Source organism: Micromonospora sp. NPDC047793, from assembly GCF_040642635.1.
In the GTDB taxonomy this organism is placed as follows: domain Bacteria; phylum Actinomycetota; class Actinomycetes; order Mycobacteriales; family Micromonosporaceae; genus Micromonospora.
This window is the reverse complement of the sequence record NZ_JBEYSG010000002.1, coordinates 1-16,121: the sequence shown is the minus strand read 5'-3', so window position 1 is coordinate 16,121 and position 16,121 is coordinate 1. Positions and strand designations below refer to the sequence as shown.

Annotated in this window: 17 protein-coding genes and 1 pseudogene; 4 read left to right on the top strand and 14 right to left on the bottom strand. The window is 66.7% G+C overall.

Going from position 1 to position 16,121, the window contains the following annotated elements; genetic code table 11:
* Position 1 precedes the first annotated feature (1 nt).
* The 7 genes and pseudogenes from ABZ738_RS04670 to ABZ738_RS04640 all read right to left on the bottom strand — a co-directional run bounded on the left by ABZ738_RS04670 (position 2) and on the right by ABZ738_RS04640 (position 5,758).
* Positions 2-1,084 (bottom strand): NAD-dependent epimerase/dehydratase family protein, encoded by a 1,083-nt coding sequence (locus ABZ738_RS04670; protein WP_131057732.1) that lies wholly within the window; start codon positions 1,082-1,084, stop codon positions 2-4.
* Between the two features lie 123 nt (positions 1,085-1,207).
* Positions 1,208-1,693 (bottom strand): anthrone oxygenase family protein, encoded by a 486-nt coding sequence (locus ABZ738_RS04665; protein WP_357211020.1) that lies wholly within the window; start codon positions 1,691-1,693, stop codon positions 1,208-1,210.
* Positions 1,694-2,170: 477 nt separating this feature from the next.
* Positions 2,171-2,373 (bottom strand): annotated as a pseudogene (locus tag ABZ738_RS04660) (hypothetical protein).
* A gap of 369 nt (positions 2,374-2,742) precedes the next feature.
* A complete protein-coding gene (locus ABZ738_RS04655) occupies positions 2,743-3,162 on the bottom strand; it encodes a hypothetical protein (protein WP_357211018.1) in 420 nt (139 codons plus the stop codon).
* Complete coding sequence (locus ABZ738_RS04650; protein WP_357211017.1) at positions 3,159-3,410, bottom strand: hypothetical protein; 252 nt, start codon at positions 3,408-3,410, stop codon at positions 3,159-3,161. Before ABZ738_RS04650 ends, ABZ738_RS04655 begins: the two co-directional genes overlap by 4 nt.
* Positions 3,411-3,489: 79 nt before the next feature.
* Complete coding sequence (locus ABZ738_RS04645) at positions 3,490-4,902, bottom strand: tetratricopeptide repeat protein (protein ID WP_357211014.1); 1,413 nt, start codon at positions 4,900-4,902, stop codon at positions 3,490-3,492.
* A complete protein-coding gene (locus ABZ738_RS04640; RefSeq protein WP_357211012.1) occupies positions 4,895-5,758 on the bottom strand; it encodes a hypothetical protein in 864 nt (287 codons plus the stop codon). The genes ABZ738_RS04645 and ABZ738_RS04640 overlap by 8 nt, the downstream gene beginning before the upstream one ends.
* Positions 5,759-6,032: 274 nt before the next feature.
* Here ABZ738_RS04640 and ABZ738_RS04635 point away from each other — a divergent pair, with 274 nt between their 5' ends.
* From ABZ738_RS04635 to ABZ738_RS04625, 3 genes are all read left to right on the top strand, one after another.
* Complete coding sequence (locus tag ABZ738_RS04635; RefSeq protein WP_357211009.1) at positions 6,033-6,224, top strand: hypothetical protein; 192 nt, start codon at positions 6,033-6,035, stop codon at positions 6,222-6,224.
* A gap of 940 nt (positions 6,225-7,164) precedes the next feature.
* Positions 7,165-8,658, top strand: a complete 1,494-nt coding sequence (locus ABZ738_RS04630; protein ID WP_357211008.1) for a hypothetical protein — start codon at positions 7,165-7,167, stop codon at positions 8,656-8,658.
* A 97-nt stretch (positions 8,659-8,755) separates the two neighbouring features.
* Complete coding sequence (locus ABZ738_RS04625; protein ID WP_357211007.1) at positions 8,756-9,028, top strand: hypothetical protein; 273 nt, start codon at positions 8,756-8,758, stop codon at positions 9,026-9,028.
* Positions 9,029-9,203: 175 nt separating this feature from the next.
* On the opposite strand, the gene ABZ738_RS04620 is transcribed toward ABZ738_RS04625, so the two are convergent.
* The 7 genes from ABZ738_RS04620 to ABZ738_RS04590 form a co-directional block, all read right to left on the bottom strand.
* Positions 9,204-10,253, bottom strand: a complete 1,050-nt coding sequence (locus tag ABZ738_RS04620; RefSeq protein ID WP_357211004.1) for a hypothetical protein — start codon at positions 10,251-10,253, stop codon at positions 9,204-9,206.
* Positions 10,250-10,468, bottom strand: a complete 219-nt coding sequence (locus ABZ738_RS04615; RefSeq protein WP_357211002.1) for a hypothetical protein — start codon at positions 10,466-10,468, stop codon at positions 10,250-10,252. Before ABZ738_RS04615 ends, ABZ738_RS04620 begins: the two co-directional genes overlap by 4 nt.
* 753 nt (positions 10,469-11,221) lie before the next feature.
* Positions 11,222-11,416: a hypothetical protein gene (locus tag ABZ738_RS04610; RefSeq protein ID WP_357210999.1), complete on the bottom strand. Its 195-nt coding sequence runs from the start codon at positions 11,414-11,416 to the stop codon at positions 11,222-11,224.
* A gap of 39 nt (positions 11,417-11,455) precedes the next feature.
* Positions 11,456-11,884 carry a hypothetical protein gene (locus ABZ738_RS04605; protein WP_357210997.1) on the bottom strand — a complete coding sequence of 143 codons (429 nt, stop codon included), beginning with the start codon at positions 11,882-11,884 and terminating at the stop codon, positions 11,456-11,458.
* Positions 11,885-11,907: 23 nt separating this feature from the next.
* Positions 11,908-12,105: a hypothetical protein gene (locus ABZ738_RS04600; RefSeq protein ID WP_357210994.1), complete on the bottom strand. Its 198-nt coding sequence runs from the start codon at positions 12,103-12,105 to the stop codon at positions 11,908-11,910.
* A 272-nt stretch (positions 12,106-12,377) separates the two neighbouring features.
* The gene (locus tag ABZ738_RS04595) at positions 12,378-12,716 is read right to left on the bottom strand and encodes a MarR family transcriptional regulator (protein WP_357210991.1); all 339 of its coding nucleotides are present in this window, start codon (positions 12,714-12,716) and stop codon (positions 12,378-12,380) included.
* Between the two features lie 263 nt (positions 12,717-12,979).
* A complete protein-coding gene (locus tag ABZ738_RS04590) occupies positions 12,980-13,519 on the bottom strand; it encodes a hypothetical protein (protein ID WP_357210989.1) in 540 nt (179 codons plus the stop codon).
* Between the two features lie 504 nt (positions 13,520-14,023).
* On the opposite strand from ABZ738_RS04590, the gene ABZ738_RS04585 reads away from it, so the two are divergent.
* Positions 14,024-15,814 (top strand): hypothetical protein, encoded by a 1,791-nt coding sequence (locus ABZ738_RS04585; protein WP_357210986.1) that lies wholly within the window; start codon positions 14,024-14,026, stop codon positions 15,812-15,814.
* The last annotated feature ends 307 nt before the right edge of the window (positions 15,815-16,121 follow it).

The following is a 16,121-nucleotide window of genomic DNA, read 5'->3' as shown; positions in this document are numbered from 1 at the left end:
GTCAGTAGGGGTTGCCCTGGCCGGCGGGGCGGGCCTTGAGGAGGGCGGCGGGACGGCCGGGCAGGTCGGGGGTGGCGGAGAGCGGCGGACTGGCCGTGTGGGCGCGCTCCGCCATGCCCGCCACCAACTCCTTGAGCGCGGTGACCGCGTCCACGCGTGGCCGCCAGCCCAGCTCGGTCTCGGCGCGCTCGCTGGACATCAGCGGCGCGTTCAACGCCAACTCCACCCACCCCGCGTCGACCGGTTGCAGCCGGGCCCGCCAGGTCAGCGCGGCAGCCGTCCGCAGCACCGGGGCGGCCACCGGCACCGTCCAGCCGTGGAAGTGCCGGGCCACCAGCTCCGGCGTCAACACCGGGTCCGCGGCGACGTTGAAGGCGCCGCGCGCGTCACCCAGAATCGCCCGGGCGTACGCGTCGGCCACGTCGTCGGCGTGCACCGCCTGCATCCGCAGCCGGCGGTTGGCCGGCACCAACGGCAGCCGCCCGAACCGGAGCAGCCGCACCGGCACCAGTGGCCCCAGGAAGTAGCGGCTGATCTCCGTACCCGCCTCCCGCTGGAAGATCAACCCCGGCCGCAGGCGTACCACCCGAAGCTCCGGACGGGTCCGCTCGACCCCGTCGAGCATCTCCTCCACCGCCGCCTTGTCCCGGCTGTACGACGACTCGGCCACCCCGGTCGCCGGCCACCGCTCGCTGATCGGCAGGTTCTTCGGCCCCGGCGCGTACGCCCCCACCGACGACGCGTACACCAGCGCCGGTACGCCCGCCCGCAGCACCGCGTCCACGACATTCCGGCTGCCGCCCACATTGGTACGCCGCAACACCTGCTGGTCGTGGCTGGGCTGGATCTGCCAGGCCAGATGCACCACCGCGTCCGCCCCGGCGAACACCTCGGTCAACTCGTCAACGGCACCGGCCCGCCCGATGTCGCACGAGTGCCACCGCACCCCCGCGTACGGCTCACCGGCCCCCGCGTGCGGCAGCCGCCGCGCCACCCCGACGATCTCCACACCGCGCTCACGCCACAACCGGCGCAGCAGTGCCGTACCCATGTTGCCGCTCGCGCCCACCACCACGATCCGCATGTCCGGTCCGTACCCGGTCAGTCGCTTTCCACGCGTCCACCTGGCTCCCGACCGGCGGCGCTCCCGTGCGCGGCCCCGGCGGTCGCGGCCCCACCCGGCCGACGTCCCGCGTGCGCGGCGACGCTACCGGGCCAGCAGCGCGCCGATCATGCTGGCGAAGGCCCCGACCGAACTGCCCGTCCGAACCAGGTTCCAGCGCACCCACGGCACCTCGAACCGACGCCGGATCGCCGCCAGGTCGGTGATCCCGTCGACCGACCCGGCGGCGTCCAACTGATCATTGAGCGGCACGTTGCACTGCGCCGTTACACCGAGCGTCACCAGGTGCAGGACCAGCGCGGCGACCAGCCACCACAGCACCGCACCGCCGTCACCGAAGTACCCGACGACCGCCACCGCCACCAGCACCGGCCCACCCAGGAACACCGAGATGAACCAGCCGTTGACGATCTTCCGGTTGATCGACTGCATGGTGCCGACCAGCGTCCGATCGTCGGTCGCCGCCAACCCCGGCATGACCGAGCAGGCGTACGCGAAGAACAACCCCGCCACCAGCCCCGTGGCCGCCACGCCCCCGGCCAGCACCACGACCCGTACGCCTTCCGGCACGCTTGCCTCCCCCTGTCGAACCGACGCCCGAGTCGATCCTGCCAACCCGGCACCACCCGGCCACCGGGCAGTCATCGACGGCTGCTCGACAGCCGCGAGCCCGATCCCCGCAGTGTCCGGTAACCTGAGCGCGCGGGCCGCTAGCTCAATGGCAGAGCTGTGGACTTTTAATCCACTGCGGACGGTCCTGCCCCTGACTGCTGCCCGCAAGGCGCTTCCGTCCGGAATCTCGTCCGCAGATCCGGGCAGAGTCGCTTCAGTATTAGCAGGTCAGCGTGGTCGTTACTCAACGTAGTTGCCGCGTCGGCAGCCGCTCGTGGCAGGAATCCAGCATCTAAAGAGGAAATCCATCTGGGGCCGCTGGCATCCGAGCACCCACGGAGCACCCACGGGCCGATCAGCCGACGCCCGGCTGACCCGTTCGGCGGAGCAGCTGGCAACGGCGGCTCACTCGCAGCGGTCCTCGCCGCCCCGTCCCTACGCCTCGCTGCAATCCCCGCAATGCCGGTAGACCCGCGGTCGCTGCCGCGCCGGTGGCCGCGCTCGGGGGTGATCGGATGTAGGCATTGGCGCCGCACCACGCTCTTCCCGCTTCGGCCCACCGCCGGCCCGTTACCTGGCCCGCCGCGCATCAGCACGCGCGTCCTCCGACGGTGCTGCTCGACATCGTCGAGACCCATGCACCGGGTCCGCCGCCCATAGAGGACCGCGCCCCGCTGGATCAAGCTGGGTAAAGGCGATCTCGGCTTCCCGCCTTGGAGTGGATACCTTCGTTCGCCGGGTTGCTGCTCGCCATCTTCAACAGGCCGGTGCGGTTGGTCGCCGATCGTGGCGAGGACGCAAGCGCGGAGGGTGTGGCACGGCGGACACTCTGCGGGCACCTCCCGCCACGGTGATCCGGTCCGCACCCGTCACCGGCTGCCGTCGCTGCCGAAGGCAGGCATCGGGCAAGCCCACCGTTGCTGCAACTTCCACCGCACGGGGCACCGATGAACTCAACGTTGACCCGAAAGTGACCATGTTGCGCAGGGTCTTCTTCAGTACGTGGGTTACACCTGGTTGAGGTCGAGGATGCTCCAGCCGGCGGGCAGGACGGCGGCGGCCGGCGTGGGGGCGGTGGTGGCCAGGTGCGCCTGGTGGGCGATGGCGGTGCGGGCGGCGTGGCCGAGGGCGATGTCGCCGCTTGCGGCGCGGGCGAGGACGCCGGCCTGGCGGGCGTCGTCGATGCTGGGCTCGGCGCCGAGGGGTAGCACGGTGACGGCCGGGGTGGTGGTCAGGAGGGTGAGCAGGGCGGTGCTGACCTCGCTGCTGGTGGCGGCGTAGGCGACGGCGAGGCAGACTGCCGGCACGCCTGCCGTGCGCCCCTCGTCGGCGACTTCGGCGATCAGCTCACCGACGGCGACTTGACCGTCGACGTACGCGGCGAGCGCGGTGGCGTCCAGGACGACGGCGACCTGGTCGCCGCTCACGCGGCCTCGTCGAGCAGGCGCTGGCCCTCGGCGAGGGCCTCATCGGGGATGGGGGTGGCGAGGCGGTCGCGCCAGCGAGCCTTGCCGGCGTCGGTGACCTCGATGCCGGCGCGGCGCAGCACCTCGTCGAGCTGGGTGCCAGCCATCTGCGCGCGGACGGCTGCGGTGATGGCGGCGCTGGCGTTGGGCTGGCCGTCGAGCCACTGGGCCACGTCGTCGGGGACGCTGATGGAGCGTTTCGCGGTCATGGTTGCGAGCTTACCCCGCTGGTAGTACCGCCGGTGCTACCAGCGGGGTAAGCGGGCTCAGGCCCGCCGGTGACCGTCCTCAGCTCTCGATGCCGACGATGGGCCTAGCCGGCGAGATGTACGCCTTGGCCGGGTTCGCCATGAAAGGTTTCGCTGTGGTGGCCTCGATGCTCGGTGGCCGATCCGACGCGGCGTCCAAGGCGCTTGCGCTGTCGACGCGGTGCGCCTCACGCAGAGTCGGACCGGCGCGGCTGTCACCCAACTCCTTGTAGACCTCGGCCAGGTCCGCAAGGGCGCAAATAAGGGTGATCGACTGTTCCTGCCTGGTCTTGACGCAGTGGTCCCGCACTGACTCAAGATGGTCACGTGCGCCGATCGCATCACCGACGGCACGGCACGCCCTGGCCAGGTTCATGGTGACCTGGGCCCAGCCGTACTCACCGCGCCGCACCAGCTCATTTGCCTCCGCCAGTAGCTCCACACCCGCTGCTGCCGGCCCCCCGGTAGAGAGCAGTTGTGCTGCAAGGTCGTTGAGGGCCGCGACCAGCAGCCCGCGGATCTGGCCGGTGGGTCGCGCCGTGTGGAGTGTCCGGAGAATTTCAACCGCCTGCTCGTGTACCAGGCCAGCCTCCGCGGTTCGTCCGGCGGCGGCGAGAATGTTGCCGTGGATGGTCAGGCTTTCGGCGTACGTCTCGTGATCGGTTCCGTACGTCTCGGCGACTTGGCTGAGTGACGCCGTGGAGGCGTGGATGGCGTCGGCCAGCCGGTTGGCTGCCCAGTGCGCCAACGCCAGGTTGCCCAAGCTGTCGCCGATCAGCTCGCGGTCGTCCGCGGTGCTGGCAAACGTGACGGCGCGTTCCGCAAGTGCGGTCGCCCCATCCGGATCCTTGACGCCCTCGCGCAGATAGACCGACGCCCGGTCGAGCAGGTAGCCGACGTCACCCAACTGGATCTGGTGGCGCTCCGCCTCTTCACACACGGCCAGTACGTGCGGGTAAACGAGCTTCCACTCGGCCCAGGAGTCGCGGTGATGGGTGTCAGGGCGCAGGGCGTGAGTAAGGAAGCGCAGCACCGCCTTGGTCCAGTGGACCGACTGATCCGGTGTCACCTGGCCGACCACGTGGCCGGCGATGTCTGCCCGTACTGACACGCAGGTGCCATCGAGTTCTAGCAGTCCTCTGCTGTGCAGTGCCTCGCAGGTCTCGCGCAACGCGTTCGAGGTAGCACAGGCGGCTTCCGCCAGCCCCGGAAGGAGGTCGCTCGCCTTACATAGCAGCGAGAGGGGGAATGGGTGGTCCGGAGCTAGCCGGGCAACCACCTGCAGCAGGTCGCGAGCTGCCGGTGCGGCGGTGGCCAGATGAGCGATGCGTCGCGCCGCCGCCACCTGGGAGGGCGGGGTACGCCGACGCAGCCGGCGGGCGCCGGGGGTGCCAAGGGAGGACCGCGCAAGCAACTGGTCAAAGCGTTCCAACTCTTCGTCGTGCTCATCCATCCGACTCACCTCCTGGCTGCCGGCGCTGCTCCTTCTTGCGCCACCGGTGCAGCACGCCCTCGATGGCGCGCACCGAGGTTTCGTTGAGCAGCTCGACGATTTCCTCCTGGCTGTAGCCGTCGATCGTTAACGCGACGATCGCCCTGGTCCGGTCATCGGTGCGGCCGAGGTCGTCGCTCACCCGCTGGTTGCCCACGATGATTACGCACGGGTCGTTGATCTGGTCCTCGCGCGGCGGCGTGAGCCCGGGATCGCCGTTGTCCTGCAGGCGCCACCGGCTGCGCTGCGCCCGGCGTTTGCGCACCTCGTTGGGAAACACATACAGGCAGGCCCCCATGAAATAGGTGGCGAGGCTGGCCCCACCCTCGAACCGCCATCCACCGCCGACCAGGGCCTGCTCGCGGAATCGCGGCAACGCCAGCGCGACGGTCATGATGGCGAGCTCCTCCCGGGCGTCGGACTCACGGAACAGTTCCTCCAGCTCGTGACCGGACGGGTTAAGGGAGAATCCACGCCCTGCGGTGAGCTTGAAGATGAAGCCTGAGTGCATCCAGCCACGCAGCACCGACATGGCGTACGCGGCGAGCTCGTTCTCGAACCGCTCGTAGCTGCGGCCGGTGAAGTTGCCGGCGGCGAGTTCGGCGAGCAGCATCTGGTCGGCCTCACGCCGCTGCAGGTTCTCCTGCAGACGCCGGGTCTCCTCGGCGAACTCCGACGTCATGTTGACCAGCACCTGGTTGACCGGCACGGGGCGACCGAGTTCGTCGCCGAGCCTAACGCCAGGTTGTACGACAGCAGCCCCGCGCGCCTGCTCTGCGGGCGTATTGCCCGCCGCGCCGCCGCCGTCCACCGTCACCGTCGCCCTTTCGGTCGTTGCCGAAGGCGCCCCAGGGTCGGGGGCGCCTTCGGCGCCCGTCGTGGCTGATCACTCACCAGAGCTCTCTCAGTCACAACGCAAGCTCAAAACAACCTCTTGTAGGTGCGCCGCCTGGGTCCACCCCACGAACTTTCTCGAACTCTTTGTGTGAGCCTTCCGGCGTGGAGAAATGCGAGCTCAGGTCGTGGGGCGCCCCATCCACTCTGACTTACCAGCGGGTGTCCTTTCACCACCCAACTGGAAGGTTCCTCCTGTGCCATCGACACCCCCCGGCCCACTGCTGACTGTCCGTGCGGCCGTCGTCCTGCTGATCGCCCTGATCATCGGGGTGATCGCCAGCTGTCTCGCGTACCTGGCCGACAATTCTGTCCCATCGGCCGTACTCTGCGGCGGCGGCGCCGCAGGTGGGTCCCTTCTGCTGTTCCACACCATCATCGGACGGTGACGGACGGGTCTCCTTCTGGCGCCGACCAGCATGACCGGCGCCAGAAGGTAGCCGTCCGTATTCGAGCGGCACGGCCGCTCCTGCGCTGACCAGCGTTGCCGTTGATCTTCGCTGCTTACTACCGAAAAGGCCCTTGTGGAGAGGGTTGCGGGCTTGCCCACGCACGGTGCCCGGGTGGTGGGGTGGGATCTCCTCGTGTCGGCCGATCTTCGGTCGGCCAGGGCGGCCGGCGCGGGGAGATCCCACCCCTGGGTGACCATTCACCCACCCGGCGCCGATGGGTCCCTGCCGGATCTCCGAGTCAGGCCCCGCCGGAGGCGTCAATATTGGAGAGTCCGACCGGCGCGCACCCTGGTAGCGGCCAGCGCACCTGGGCTGATTCGCTGCCCCTGTCGGCGATTCCGTGGCATCGGGCATCGGCCGCACCGCTGGTCGCGCGGGCGTCGATCCCGTTCGACATCCTGACTCGGCCCGCGGGCACGCCGGGTGCCAGCAGGCGTACCGGAACTCATCGTCGGTCACGGTCTGCACCAGCTCAGCATCGTGCATAGGCACGTACCCGTCGCAGCCGTCCCCGGCCGCACCGGTGAGCGGGTGGGCACGGTCCAGCGCGGTGATTGAGACCCTGCGCCATACCGGCCTCCGGATCAAGGAGTTCCTCGATTTGCCTCTGGCGCGAGGCCGCGCGGAACAAGATCGCCTCCCTCGAGCGGCCGCGCTCCGGGACGGCCACCATGGTGTTGCTCGAGCCTTCCCCCGAGCCCCGCACCTCCTCCGAGCCGAACGTTGTCGGCCGCCGCTTTAGGCTTGAGCCGACAAGACCGTCCTCGCGGAGTCGGCGCCAAAATGCCCCTCCAGAAATAGTTCCTAAATTTTTGCCGGTACCCCGCTCTGACGGCCTGGAGGAGTAGGAGCACCACTCCAGACACGAAGGAGCACCATGAACCACAACGAGGCGGCCTCCGCCGAGAACCCCGACTCGCTCGCCCCGCCGGTCCGCAAGGGGGTTCCCCTGGCCCGGGCGTTTCACCGAGCGGCGGCCGCGAACCCGACGGGTGTCCCGCTCGTGGCCATGTTCCCCAAGGTCACTGCGGTGACATCGGCTATGCCTCGCGTCGTGGTGTCGCCTTTGGAGGTCGTGGTGGTCCGGTGCCGTCAGCGGGTGCTGTCTCGCAGCGTTGCCTTCCGGGTGCGTCGGCGGCTGATCGACCACCGGTTCACCCGCAGCGCCCGTAAGGATGCCGGGCGGGCTCGTCGCTCGCCGAGCCGCGAGTCGCGCCTTTTCGGCGCCTTTCTGGCCAGTTGGGCGGGATCGACCGAGGGCTTCCAGGCCGTCATGGCGAGCATGATGGGCCCCTTTCAGAAGGTGCTGAGCCAGATCGCGGACAACATGGTCCGGCCGCTCCGGCTCGCAGGGTTTGAGGAGATGCAGGAGAAGCTCCAGAGGCTGGTCCGGGGTCCGATGTTCGAGGCGCTGCGTCGCATCCAGGAGCAGGTTGCCGCCTCCGTCTGGCCAGTGTTCAGTCCTACCCAGCGCGTCCGGGACGCGGTGACCGGTAGCTCGAACTGGCTCATGGGCGTGTTCTGGCCCACGCGCGATTGGGCCTCGGGCTTCATGACCTATCAGGCGAAGCTGCGGCGGCAGGTCAGCTCGATGGTCGGTTCTTGGAGCTGGAAACTGCCCGACCTCACTGAGTTCCTCCGGCCGATCACGGACAACCTCCTGACGATCGTCCGCGACATCGGATGGCCTGGCTGGTCGGCGGTGACCGAGAAGCTCGTCGAGCTGGTGGTCCGCGCGGTTTTCCGGGCGGCCGTTGAGGCCCGCGAGTCGGTCATCCACGGGGAAAACAGCGAGGAGATCGTCCGGAAGTTCATGCGCGATGTCCTGGACCTCTTTCCGAAGGGCCGGCCGCACGTCGAGGCCGCGAAGGAGGCACTGCTTGAGGACGCTTGGCTGAAGGCTGAGCCGGAGGACGTGAGGAAGGTGCTACTCAAGCGGATCGAAAAGTTCCACCGCAACCACCGGCTGATCGGCGACACCGAGCTTGGGCACCGCCGCATCGTGTCGCTGCATTCGCCGTTGGGCCAGGCGGGCAGCGACAGCGACGTGGTCCTCACCCTGGCTGAGGCGCTCGCCGACCCGCGCTCCGTCGAGGAACTCGTGCTCAGCTTGCCCGAGTTCCGCGACCCTCGCATCGACCGTGTCCTCGACAAGCTCAAGCCCGGAGAGCGGAAAGTCGCTGACCTTTATGCAGTTCACGACGGCATGACATGGGATCTGGCCGCCGCAGCAGCCGGACAACCGCCAGCCTTTGGCCAGCGCGTCCGCAGGAAGTTGAACCGGTTGGGCAAAGGCTTCACCAGCCGACAGGCCGGCGAACTCCACATCCCCACAACGACGAGACCGAGGACCAGGCCAGCGTTCGGCTGAGCTCGTCCCTTCTGCGACGGACGCCGCCGCTCGCGACCGTGAACGGTCGCGAGCGGCGCCCCCAGACTCTTCTCGCTTGTTCTCCCGGAGGTTCTCCATGCCCGCGAACGCGGACGGCTCCCGCACGCCCAAAAACCGCAACACGACCCCGAACAACCAGCCCAACCCGAGCACCAACCGCAAGGTCAAGGTCCTTGCCACCGGCGGCTTCGGAACGCTGTTGGCCTCGTCACTCACGCAGACCCTTGGCTTGCTTCCGGCTGGCCTCGAGACCAAGTTCCACGGCGGTCTCGCCCTAGTCGCCGTGACCGGCCTGCTCTACTTGGCGTCGCCCCGCAAGGCGAAGATCACCCTGGAATGGGAACGATGATCACAGAAAGTGGCTGACGTGTACAAGATCAGCTAGTCCGACGAAGAGGTCGGAGCCCGCGGTCCGAATCCGCGTTCTTATGCCTCGATAAGAACACTTATGGAGGCATCCCGATCCCAGGCGATTCCACCGAATCTCGCCAGCCGTGATCGCTATGCCACCACGTCCGGTTCAGCTACCTCTTCCGGCGGACCCACCCGCCCGGGCGGACGCTCGAACGCTTACGGCTGTGTCGGGGCCAGGAGGCCCCGACACGCTCCTTCCGACCGGCCTTTCCGAGAACCGCCTTCACCATCCTGGTCAGCCGAGTCGCAATCCCAGCCCGCCATTCTCTGGTAGAAGCCGCGATCATCGCCAGCAACGTCGCGACCACAGCAACCACAAGCGGCGGAGCAATATCGAGAGCGCTGCGTGCCGCCACCAGCATGCGCAATGTGTAGGCGAGCGCACCCAGCGCCACCACCACCCCGACACCAGCCGCAGCTACCCATCGTCTGGACCGCGAGCTCTGTCCGAACCAGAGGTCTCCAGCAGCGACGAATCCGCCACCGTGAATACTGACGCGGGCATACATGGAGCCACAAGTCAGATCGTTTAGATCGTTTCGAAGCTTCGCGCGGCCAGCACGCAGCAGCGATGCCACCTTCTCCGGCGTGCAGTCCAGCACCATGGCTACTTCCCTCGCCCGGAAGCCGAAGCTATCAGTGAGGAGGACAGCAACCTGCTCCTCACGCGGAAGCCTGGCCAACGAAGAATTGATCGTCACCCGATAAGCGATCATGGCTGAGAGATGCTGACCAGTGGCCTCACCATCCACCCCAGACGGGAGATCCGCCGACGCAAAGGGGTGATGCCCTCCGCCGGAGGTCCAGCCAGGCATGACGGCAGTCCGCTCCCAAGCCTCGCGCCGGTTCTTCGCGGTGGCACGAACCATGTTCCCCGCGACCTTGTAGACCCAGAGGCGCACATACTCCTTCGTGGCCAGTTCAGGCCATCGCAGGGCTGCCAGGGTCAAAGCGGCTTGGACGATGCTCTCTGGAGACACCTCCGACTCGGAGAGCCCTCTGCTGCCAGCGAACCGCCGCACGAAACGTTCCAAGTCGCGTCGGTTGTCGTGGTCGAAAGCGGTGTACTCAAACAGCCAGCCCTCATGCCGGGGATCGTTGGGGTCAAAATGCCAATTCCCCAGCTCCGTGGTCTGGTCGGTCGGGTCGATGGATGTCACAGGCCCGCCTCGCCGCCGCTCGACGGTCCGGCCGTCCACTCGGTGCCGTCAGGACAAACCTCGCTCACCCGGGTACCCAGCGGGAGGTTCGCTGCGGCGTGCACCAGACGGGCTCGACCACGCATCCGCGTCCAGTAGGCGGCAGCGCCTGCTAACTGCAACGTCGCGGCGGCCACCGCAGCGACAACGGCCGCCGTCACGGGGTCGTCGACCATCTCGTCCTCCATCGTCTCGGCCAAGCCCCAGCGGCCAGCCCTTTCACCTCCTACAAGGGGAAAAGGCACCGAGATTCAGCAAAGAATCTTGAGACATGCAACGGGGGCTGGCCTTCGCCCTAAACCCCCTGCTAGCTGGGGCGGGACAGGCTCGCCTGCGACTAGTGCCGCAGATCACACAGATCGCATCCTGTATTCCGTCGGGGTTTGGCGCCAGTAGTTGCCGATGAGTTGTTCATGGCGCGGGAAAAAGCCAGCGCCCCCCGACGAAGCGAGGTATCACCATGAAGACGCGAAGGAAGAGAAGAAGCTCTGCAGGGCGCCGTCGACCAGTCAGGCGTCAACGCCACGACGGCGGCAGGGCGTTGACGCTAGCAGGGATCGTTGTGCGGGTGGTCGACATCATCGTTCGTTGCCTCACCTATCAGTCCGGATGATCTAGACGGGGCAGAGGTGGCCGTCACATAGCCGGCCACCTCACCTCGCGGATGGACGCGGAGCCGTGCGGGGCTACCAGCGCACGATTCCACTGAATTACCGATCAACCCAGATCAGGCGATCGGTAGTTCACCCGGCAGCGACCACCTCGGCAGACCGGCCACCGGCTCGGCCACCTCCGGCATCGGCACCAGCGGCCCACATCCGCCCCTGACGGGTGATCAGGGTGACCGTCGCGGCCTCCGCCGCCGTCACCAGCGCCGACCACCGCTGAGACCATGCCTCAGGTCCGTAGCTGTCAAGGACCAGAGGAAGTTACGTGCTGGTGGTGAAGTGGGTGGCGACCGCCTGGGCCGCCACGGTGAGCACGCCCCAGGGCAGCATCACCCGCAGCACCTGGAACGCGGCGGTCCGCCGGGCCTCGGTCTCGCTGAACACCCCGGCGAGGGCCAGGAGGACGACGAGCCCGGTATAGGACAACAGGATCGTGGGAAACACCCAGTCAGGCATGGGTCCCCTCCCCCTGGCGCGCGGCATGATGGCGGCGGGTCACCGGTCCACCGCCCGGCGCCGGCCCAGACGCAGGCTCACCGCTAGGCGCGGCACGCTGCACACCACGATCCCGAGCACGTAGCCGACGCGACGCCACCACGACGCGCCCTCGGCCCGCAGGTCGTACAACTCCCCGAGCCACTCCTCGCGGTACCGGTTCGCAGCCTCCCCTGGCAACAACCCCGTCGTCCACCGCACGAGCCGCGACTCGCCAACTCCCTCAAGAAACTTGGGTGGAGACACCCTCGCCAGACGTGCCCTCACCACACTCCGGTTGTGGAACTCAACCCTGCGGTTGAAGGCTTCCACCCTCTTCACCTCGACTCGATACTCCGCCCCGTTGCGCGTAAAAGCTATGTCATAAGCCTGACGGCGCTCGATGGCATCAGGAGGAAGCGATTCATCGGCACGAATCCCGTAACGCATACCTCTACCCGGATTGCGAACCATCAATCCACCGCCCAGTACCGGCGCAGACGCAGGCTCACCGCTAGGCGCGGCACGCTGCACACCACGATCCCGAGCACGTAGCCGACGCGACGCCACCACGACGCGCCCTCGGCCCGCAGGTCGTACAACTCCCCGAGCCACTCCTCGCGGTACCGGTCCGCAGCCTCACCCGGCAACAACCCCGTCGCCCACCGCAACACTTGACCGTGCCGGGCCGGGTGGGCACGGCCAACCCGAGATGGACCAATCCTCTCTGTCCGATTTTTCCGCCGTTCGAGAAGGACAATAGAAAGGGACACAAGGCTAAGGAGAGAGGCTATGAGTGAAGCAGCGAACTCAATGGTCGTGGATGAAATTCCCTGGGCGAAAATGAGGAAACCAGCCATGCCCGCTGCGGCGATCGAATTGATAATGACACTGACGTGAGTTTTGAAATACTGCCATATTGACACTTGGATATCCCCGCCCGTCAGTAGCCGGGCTGCGGGTGCAGTCGGCCGGAGGCGGAGGTGCGGGACGAGGCTTGAGGCAGCTCGGCAAGGGCGAACCGGGCGGCCTGGGCACCAGAGGTCGTGAAACGGTAGTAGCGGCGGCGGGGCCGCCCGGCGTCCTCGTGCGCGGCGGGGTCCTCCCAGTAGCTCTCCACCCATCCGGCCTGTTCCAGGCGTGCCAGGATCGGGTGCAAGCTGCCGGACTTCAACCCGGTCTCGGCGGCGATGTCACGGCCCCAACGGGGCTTCGTCGGGTCGGCCAACAAGGCGCGCACGACCGCGACGGTCTGCGGTGTCAGGCGTGGTTCTGCTCCCATTCCCCAACTCTACCTAGGTAGCTTGGCTCGTGTCTACTTAGGTAGGGAGTGCTGAGCGTGCCTCTCCGGACGAATGAGGACTGCTGTTCGTCGTCGCCGGACGGGACCGCCGGTGGACGCTGTGCTCCCCCGACCCCAAGTACGCAGTCGCCCCGGCCGCGCACAGGGCTCTCGTCGTTGTTGAGCGTGGGCGAGGATCGTGAGGCCTTCGACCAACTCGCACCACGCCTGTCAGGTGCCGTCTTCTCTGGCCCTCACCGAGGTCACCGATGGTCTTTGACCTTGTCGACCGGCCAGCCGATGAACTCCGCGATCTCTTCATCGGTGGCGTGGCCGTTGACCCATTGTTCGATGGCCTCGCCGAGGCCCCCTGGCAATCCAGCGGTGTCCACGTTGATCCACGGGATGTCGGTGCCTACGTGATCGATGTGGAGCCACTTCTCGTCCGGGTCGAGCCTTGCCGTTGCGGCGTCGTAGCCCTCGTAGCCTCCGTCGCCTTCGGCGATCAGTTCGCCGCTGAGCCAGTCCCTGATCTCCCAGGTGTCGTGGCCGGTTTGTCCGCCGTCAACGAACCGGTGACCGAGGCGTTCGAGTTCATCGAGGCGCTCGTCGTACTTCGCGTTCCGGCGGGCGTTCTCCTCCAGGAGGCGAACGATGTGGTTTCGAACCACATCGGAGTGAGCCCGGCCCGGCAGCTTGGCGGGCCTGCCGCCGGCCGCGGCCGCCGCCCTCGTGTAGTTCTCTCCGGTCTGCGCCATCTCGGCTCGGATGGCCCGGGTACGCCCACGGTTGCGCTTGCCCATGATGTCCTCCGACGGAGCCCCACGCCCTCCGCGAAAGAAGGCCTTCACGGAAGGACCCCACGCTGCGTCATGGACGGCTTGTCCTCGGTCGCCACCGACGGCGTGGGCGCCTGCGGCTCGGAGTCGGGCGGGCGTGAGGCCGCCGTGTCCGTGAGTCTACGGCTAGGCCGTGTTTCGTAGGGCGTTGATGTGGGGTGTGGCGGTGGTCGCTAATGGGAGAGGTCTCCGGTAGTTGCCAGCCGGTGCGCCGTGCGGAGGGCTTTCAGCCGTCACCTAGTCGTCTCTCCGGACCCCCGCCCCCCGCCGAGGTTACTGCGGCTCATGACACCGCGGTGTACGTCCGTCGAGGCTGTAGCCGGCAAGCGTAGCGAGAATGACCTGGCACCAGGTGTGCTGCCCCGACCGCAAGGCAGCCGCGACCGAAACGAAGATCGAAATAGGAGCTACCTCTGGTCCCACCGAGGAGATTGCGGTCGCTGACCTCGGTATAGTTATCTGCTCTTCTTGCTTGAGGTGGTTGGAGGCTCTTCTATGGTGTCGGTTCCGTGGGACGAGCTTCCTGAGCCGCAGTACGCCGAACTCGTGTCCCGCCTACTCGTCCGGCTCTTTCCTCGCGCGGAGGTGATCGATGGTTCGGGTGGGGACGGCGGCCGGGACGTACAGGTCCGGTACGCGGGGAGGCTCAGCATCTACGAGCTGAAGAGCTTCACCGGTCGCCTCGGGCGCAAGCCGGACCGCCGAAAGCAAGTCGAAAAGTCGTTGGCCCAGGCGGCGAAGTTGAAGCCATTTGCCTGGTATCTCGTCGTGCCGATCAACCACAATACCTGGGAGCTAGAGTGGTTTGGCAGACTCAAGGAAAAGCACCCGTTCATTCGTGAGTGGCATGGACTCACATGGTTAAACACGCAACTCGATGCTCATCCCGAGATCGTCCGTGGTGCACTTAGGACTGTCAACGATGAACTACTCGAATCGATTCGCGAGCACAGGGCTGAGCGAGACACGCTCTCTGGCGGGATCCCGGACCTAGTGTCCAGGGTAGAGGCATTAAGCCGCCGGGCCGAAGAGATCTCGGCAGACTATGCGGTTGAGGCGTGCACGGTCAACGGTGAGACGGCGGTAACGGTTAGAGCCAGGCCGGGTGTGCAGCCGCCGCCCATCACGATCACGGGCGAATTCAGCTTTCCCGCCACACCGGAAGGTCGCGAGGCCCGCCAGCAAGTTGTGGATTCCTTTACCTATGGTACCGATCTGGATGTTTCCGACCCGTTCATCGGATCAGTTACAGTGAACGCGCCAGCGGAGCTGGGAATCACAGGAACCGAGCGTGTTAGTCGACTGCTCATCCGGTCGACGCCGGAGCGCCTCGACCCTCCGCTACTGGCAACGCTAACGGTGCTGTCGCCAGCCGGGCTACCTCAGCAAGGTCTAGAAATCGCCTTTTTCGAGCGGTTCCGCGGGCAGAGCGGCGTCATCCTAAAGGGCGCCGACGCCCTAGGAGTACTTAGACTTCAATTACGTTTGAATCCCTTACAGCGGACAGGACGGATCGTGGTGTCCGTAGTGGAACATCCACTGGGCAGCCCCTCCGCGACGCTACCCCTTCTCCGACTGCTCACTGCCTTCCGACCGCCGAACCTCCTCCGACTTTATCTCAACGAAGAGAGCGAACCGCTCGTAGACACCGCAATCGACGAATCCCTGAATAATCCCGTGCCGCAGGAGATACTGAACCTGATCGGCGATCTGGCTGTAATCCAGGATCACACACGCTCGTCCTTCGCAGTGCCGGCCAACCTGACCCGCCAGGACGCTACGACGATTCGCCAGTCGGCGCGCCTTATCGCTGGAGAACACGTCCCGATTGCCGACCAAAGTGTCACCTTTACTTTCTACCCGAACAATCCAGCAGAGTTTGATCAGCAATTCGGCGGGGAACTTCGACTCATCCAGGCTTCGCCGCGCACCACTATTCGGATCGGCGGACGAAAACTAGACCTTGGCCCGAGCGTCATCTATATTCAGCGCTGCCGCCTATCAGTCAGCACCAACCTGATCCGGAACACCGACGGGGGCATCAGCATTACCCTTGACCTGCTTCCAGGCGAGTTCGCCTACCGCCACCTTGGAAGCCCGTCCGGCGAAGAGCCCATCGCCGACGCTTCCCGAGGACGGGTATTTGTGGCACCAGCCGTCATCGTGGACAGCCCAGCAATCAGCAGCGGGAGGACACCGGAGCCAATTCGGCCATCGGCGCACGCGGAAGATCACGACAGGTCAAGACAGCCCAGCTAACAGCTCGCGAATGGTGCGCGCCCTGCCGAGCTGAAAGTACAGTGGGAAGCCAACGAGAGATCGACCCGCTCACCGCTGGGGCACGCAACCACGCAGTGGGACCAGGGCCAAGCATTGATCCAAAGAGTCTTTGCAGCCGTCGAGGGTGTCTTGACTCCCGCCCGTATCTCGTCGAAGCCGAACCAGGCTCTAGCCCGGCAGAGGGTCACACGTGAGGTTCCCCCGGTTTGCCGGAGGGTTGGTTACCTGGCGCCGGTGGGCTCAGGCTGAACGATAGTCGTCTCGTCGGGTCGGGCCTGGTGGGTGT

Bases quoted from the DNA above. Each gene is read 5' to 3' on its own strand.
- ABZ738_RS04670 (WP_131057732.1), bottom strand. From the start codon at position 1,084: ATGCGGATCGTGGTGGTGGGCGCGAGCGGCAACATGGGTACGGCACTG.
- ABZ738_RS04650 (WP_357211017.1), bottom strand. From the start codon at position 3,410: ATGACCGCGAAACGCTCCATCAGCGTCCCCGACGACGTGGCCCAGTGG.
- ABZ738_RS04645 (WP_357211014.1), bottom strand. From the start codon at position 4,902: ATGGATGAGCACGACGAAGAGTTGGAACGCTTTGACCAGTTGCTTGCG.
- ABZ738_RS04630 (WP_357211008.1), top strand. From the start codon at position 7,165: ATGAACCACAACGAGGCGGCCTCCGCCGAGAACCCCGACTCGCTCGCC.
- ABZ738_RS04625 (WP_357211007.1), top strand. From the start codon at position 8,756: ATGCCCGCGAACGCGGACGGCTCCCGCACGCCCAAAAACCGCAACACG.
- ABZ738_RS04615 (WP_357211002.1), bottom strand. From the start codon at position 10,468: ATGGTCGACGACCCCGTGACGGCGGCCGTTGTCGCTGCGGTGGCCGCC.
- ABZ738_RS04610 (WP_357210999.1), bottom strand. From the start codon at position 11,416: ATGCCTGACTGGGTGTTTCCCACGATCCTGTTGTCCTATACCGGGCTC.
- ABZ738_RS04605 (WP_357210997.1), bottom strand. From the start codon at position 11,884: ATGCGTTACGGGATTCGTGCCGATGAATCGCTTCCTCCTGATGCCATC.
- ABZ738_RS04595 (WP_357210991.1), bottom strand. From the start codon at position 12,716: ATGGGAGCAGAACCACGCCTGACACCGCAGACCGTCGCGGTCGTGCGC.
- ABZ738_RS04590 (WP_357210989.1), bottom strand. From the start codon at position 13,519: ATGGGCAAGCGCAACCGTGGGCGTACCCGGGCCATCCGAGCCGAGATG.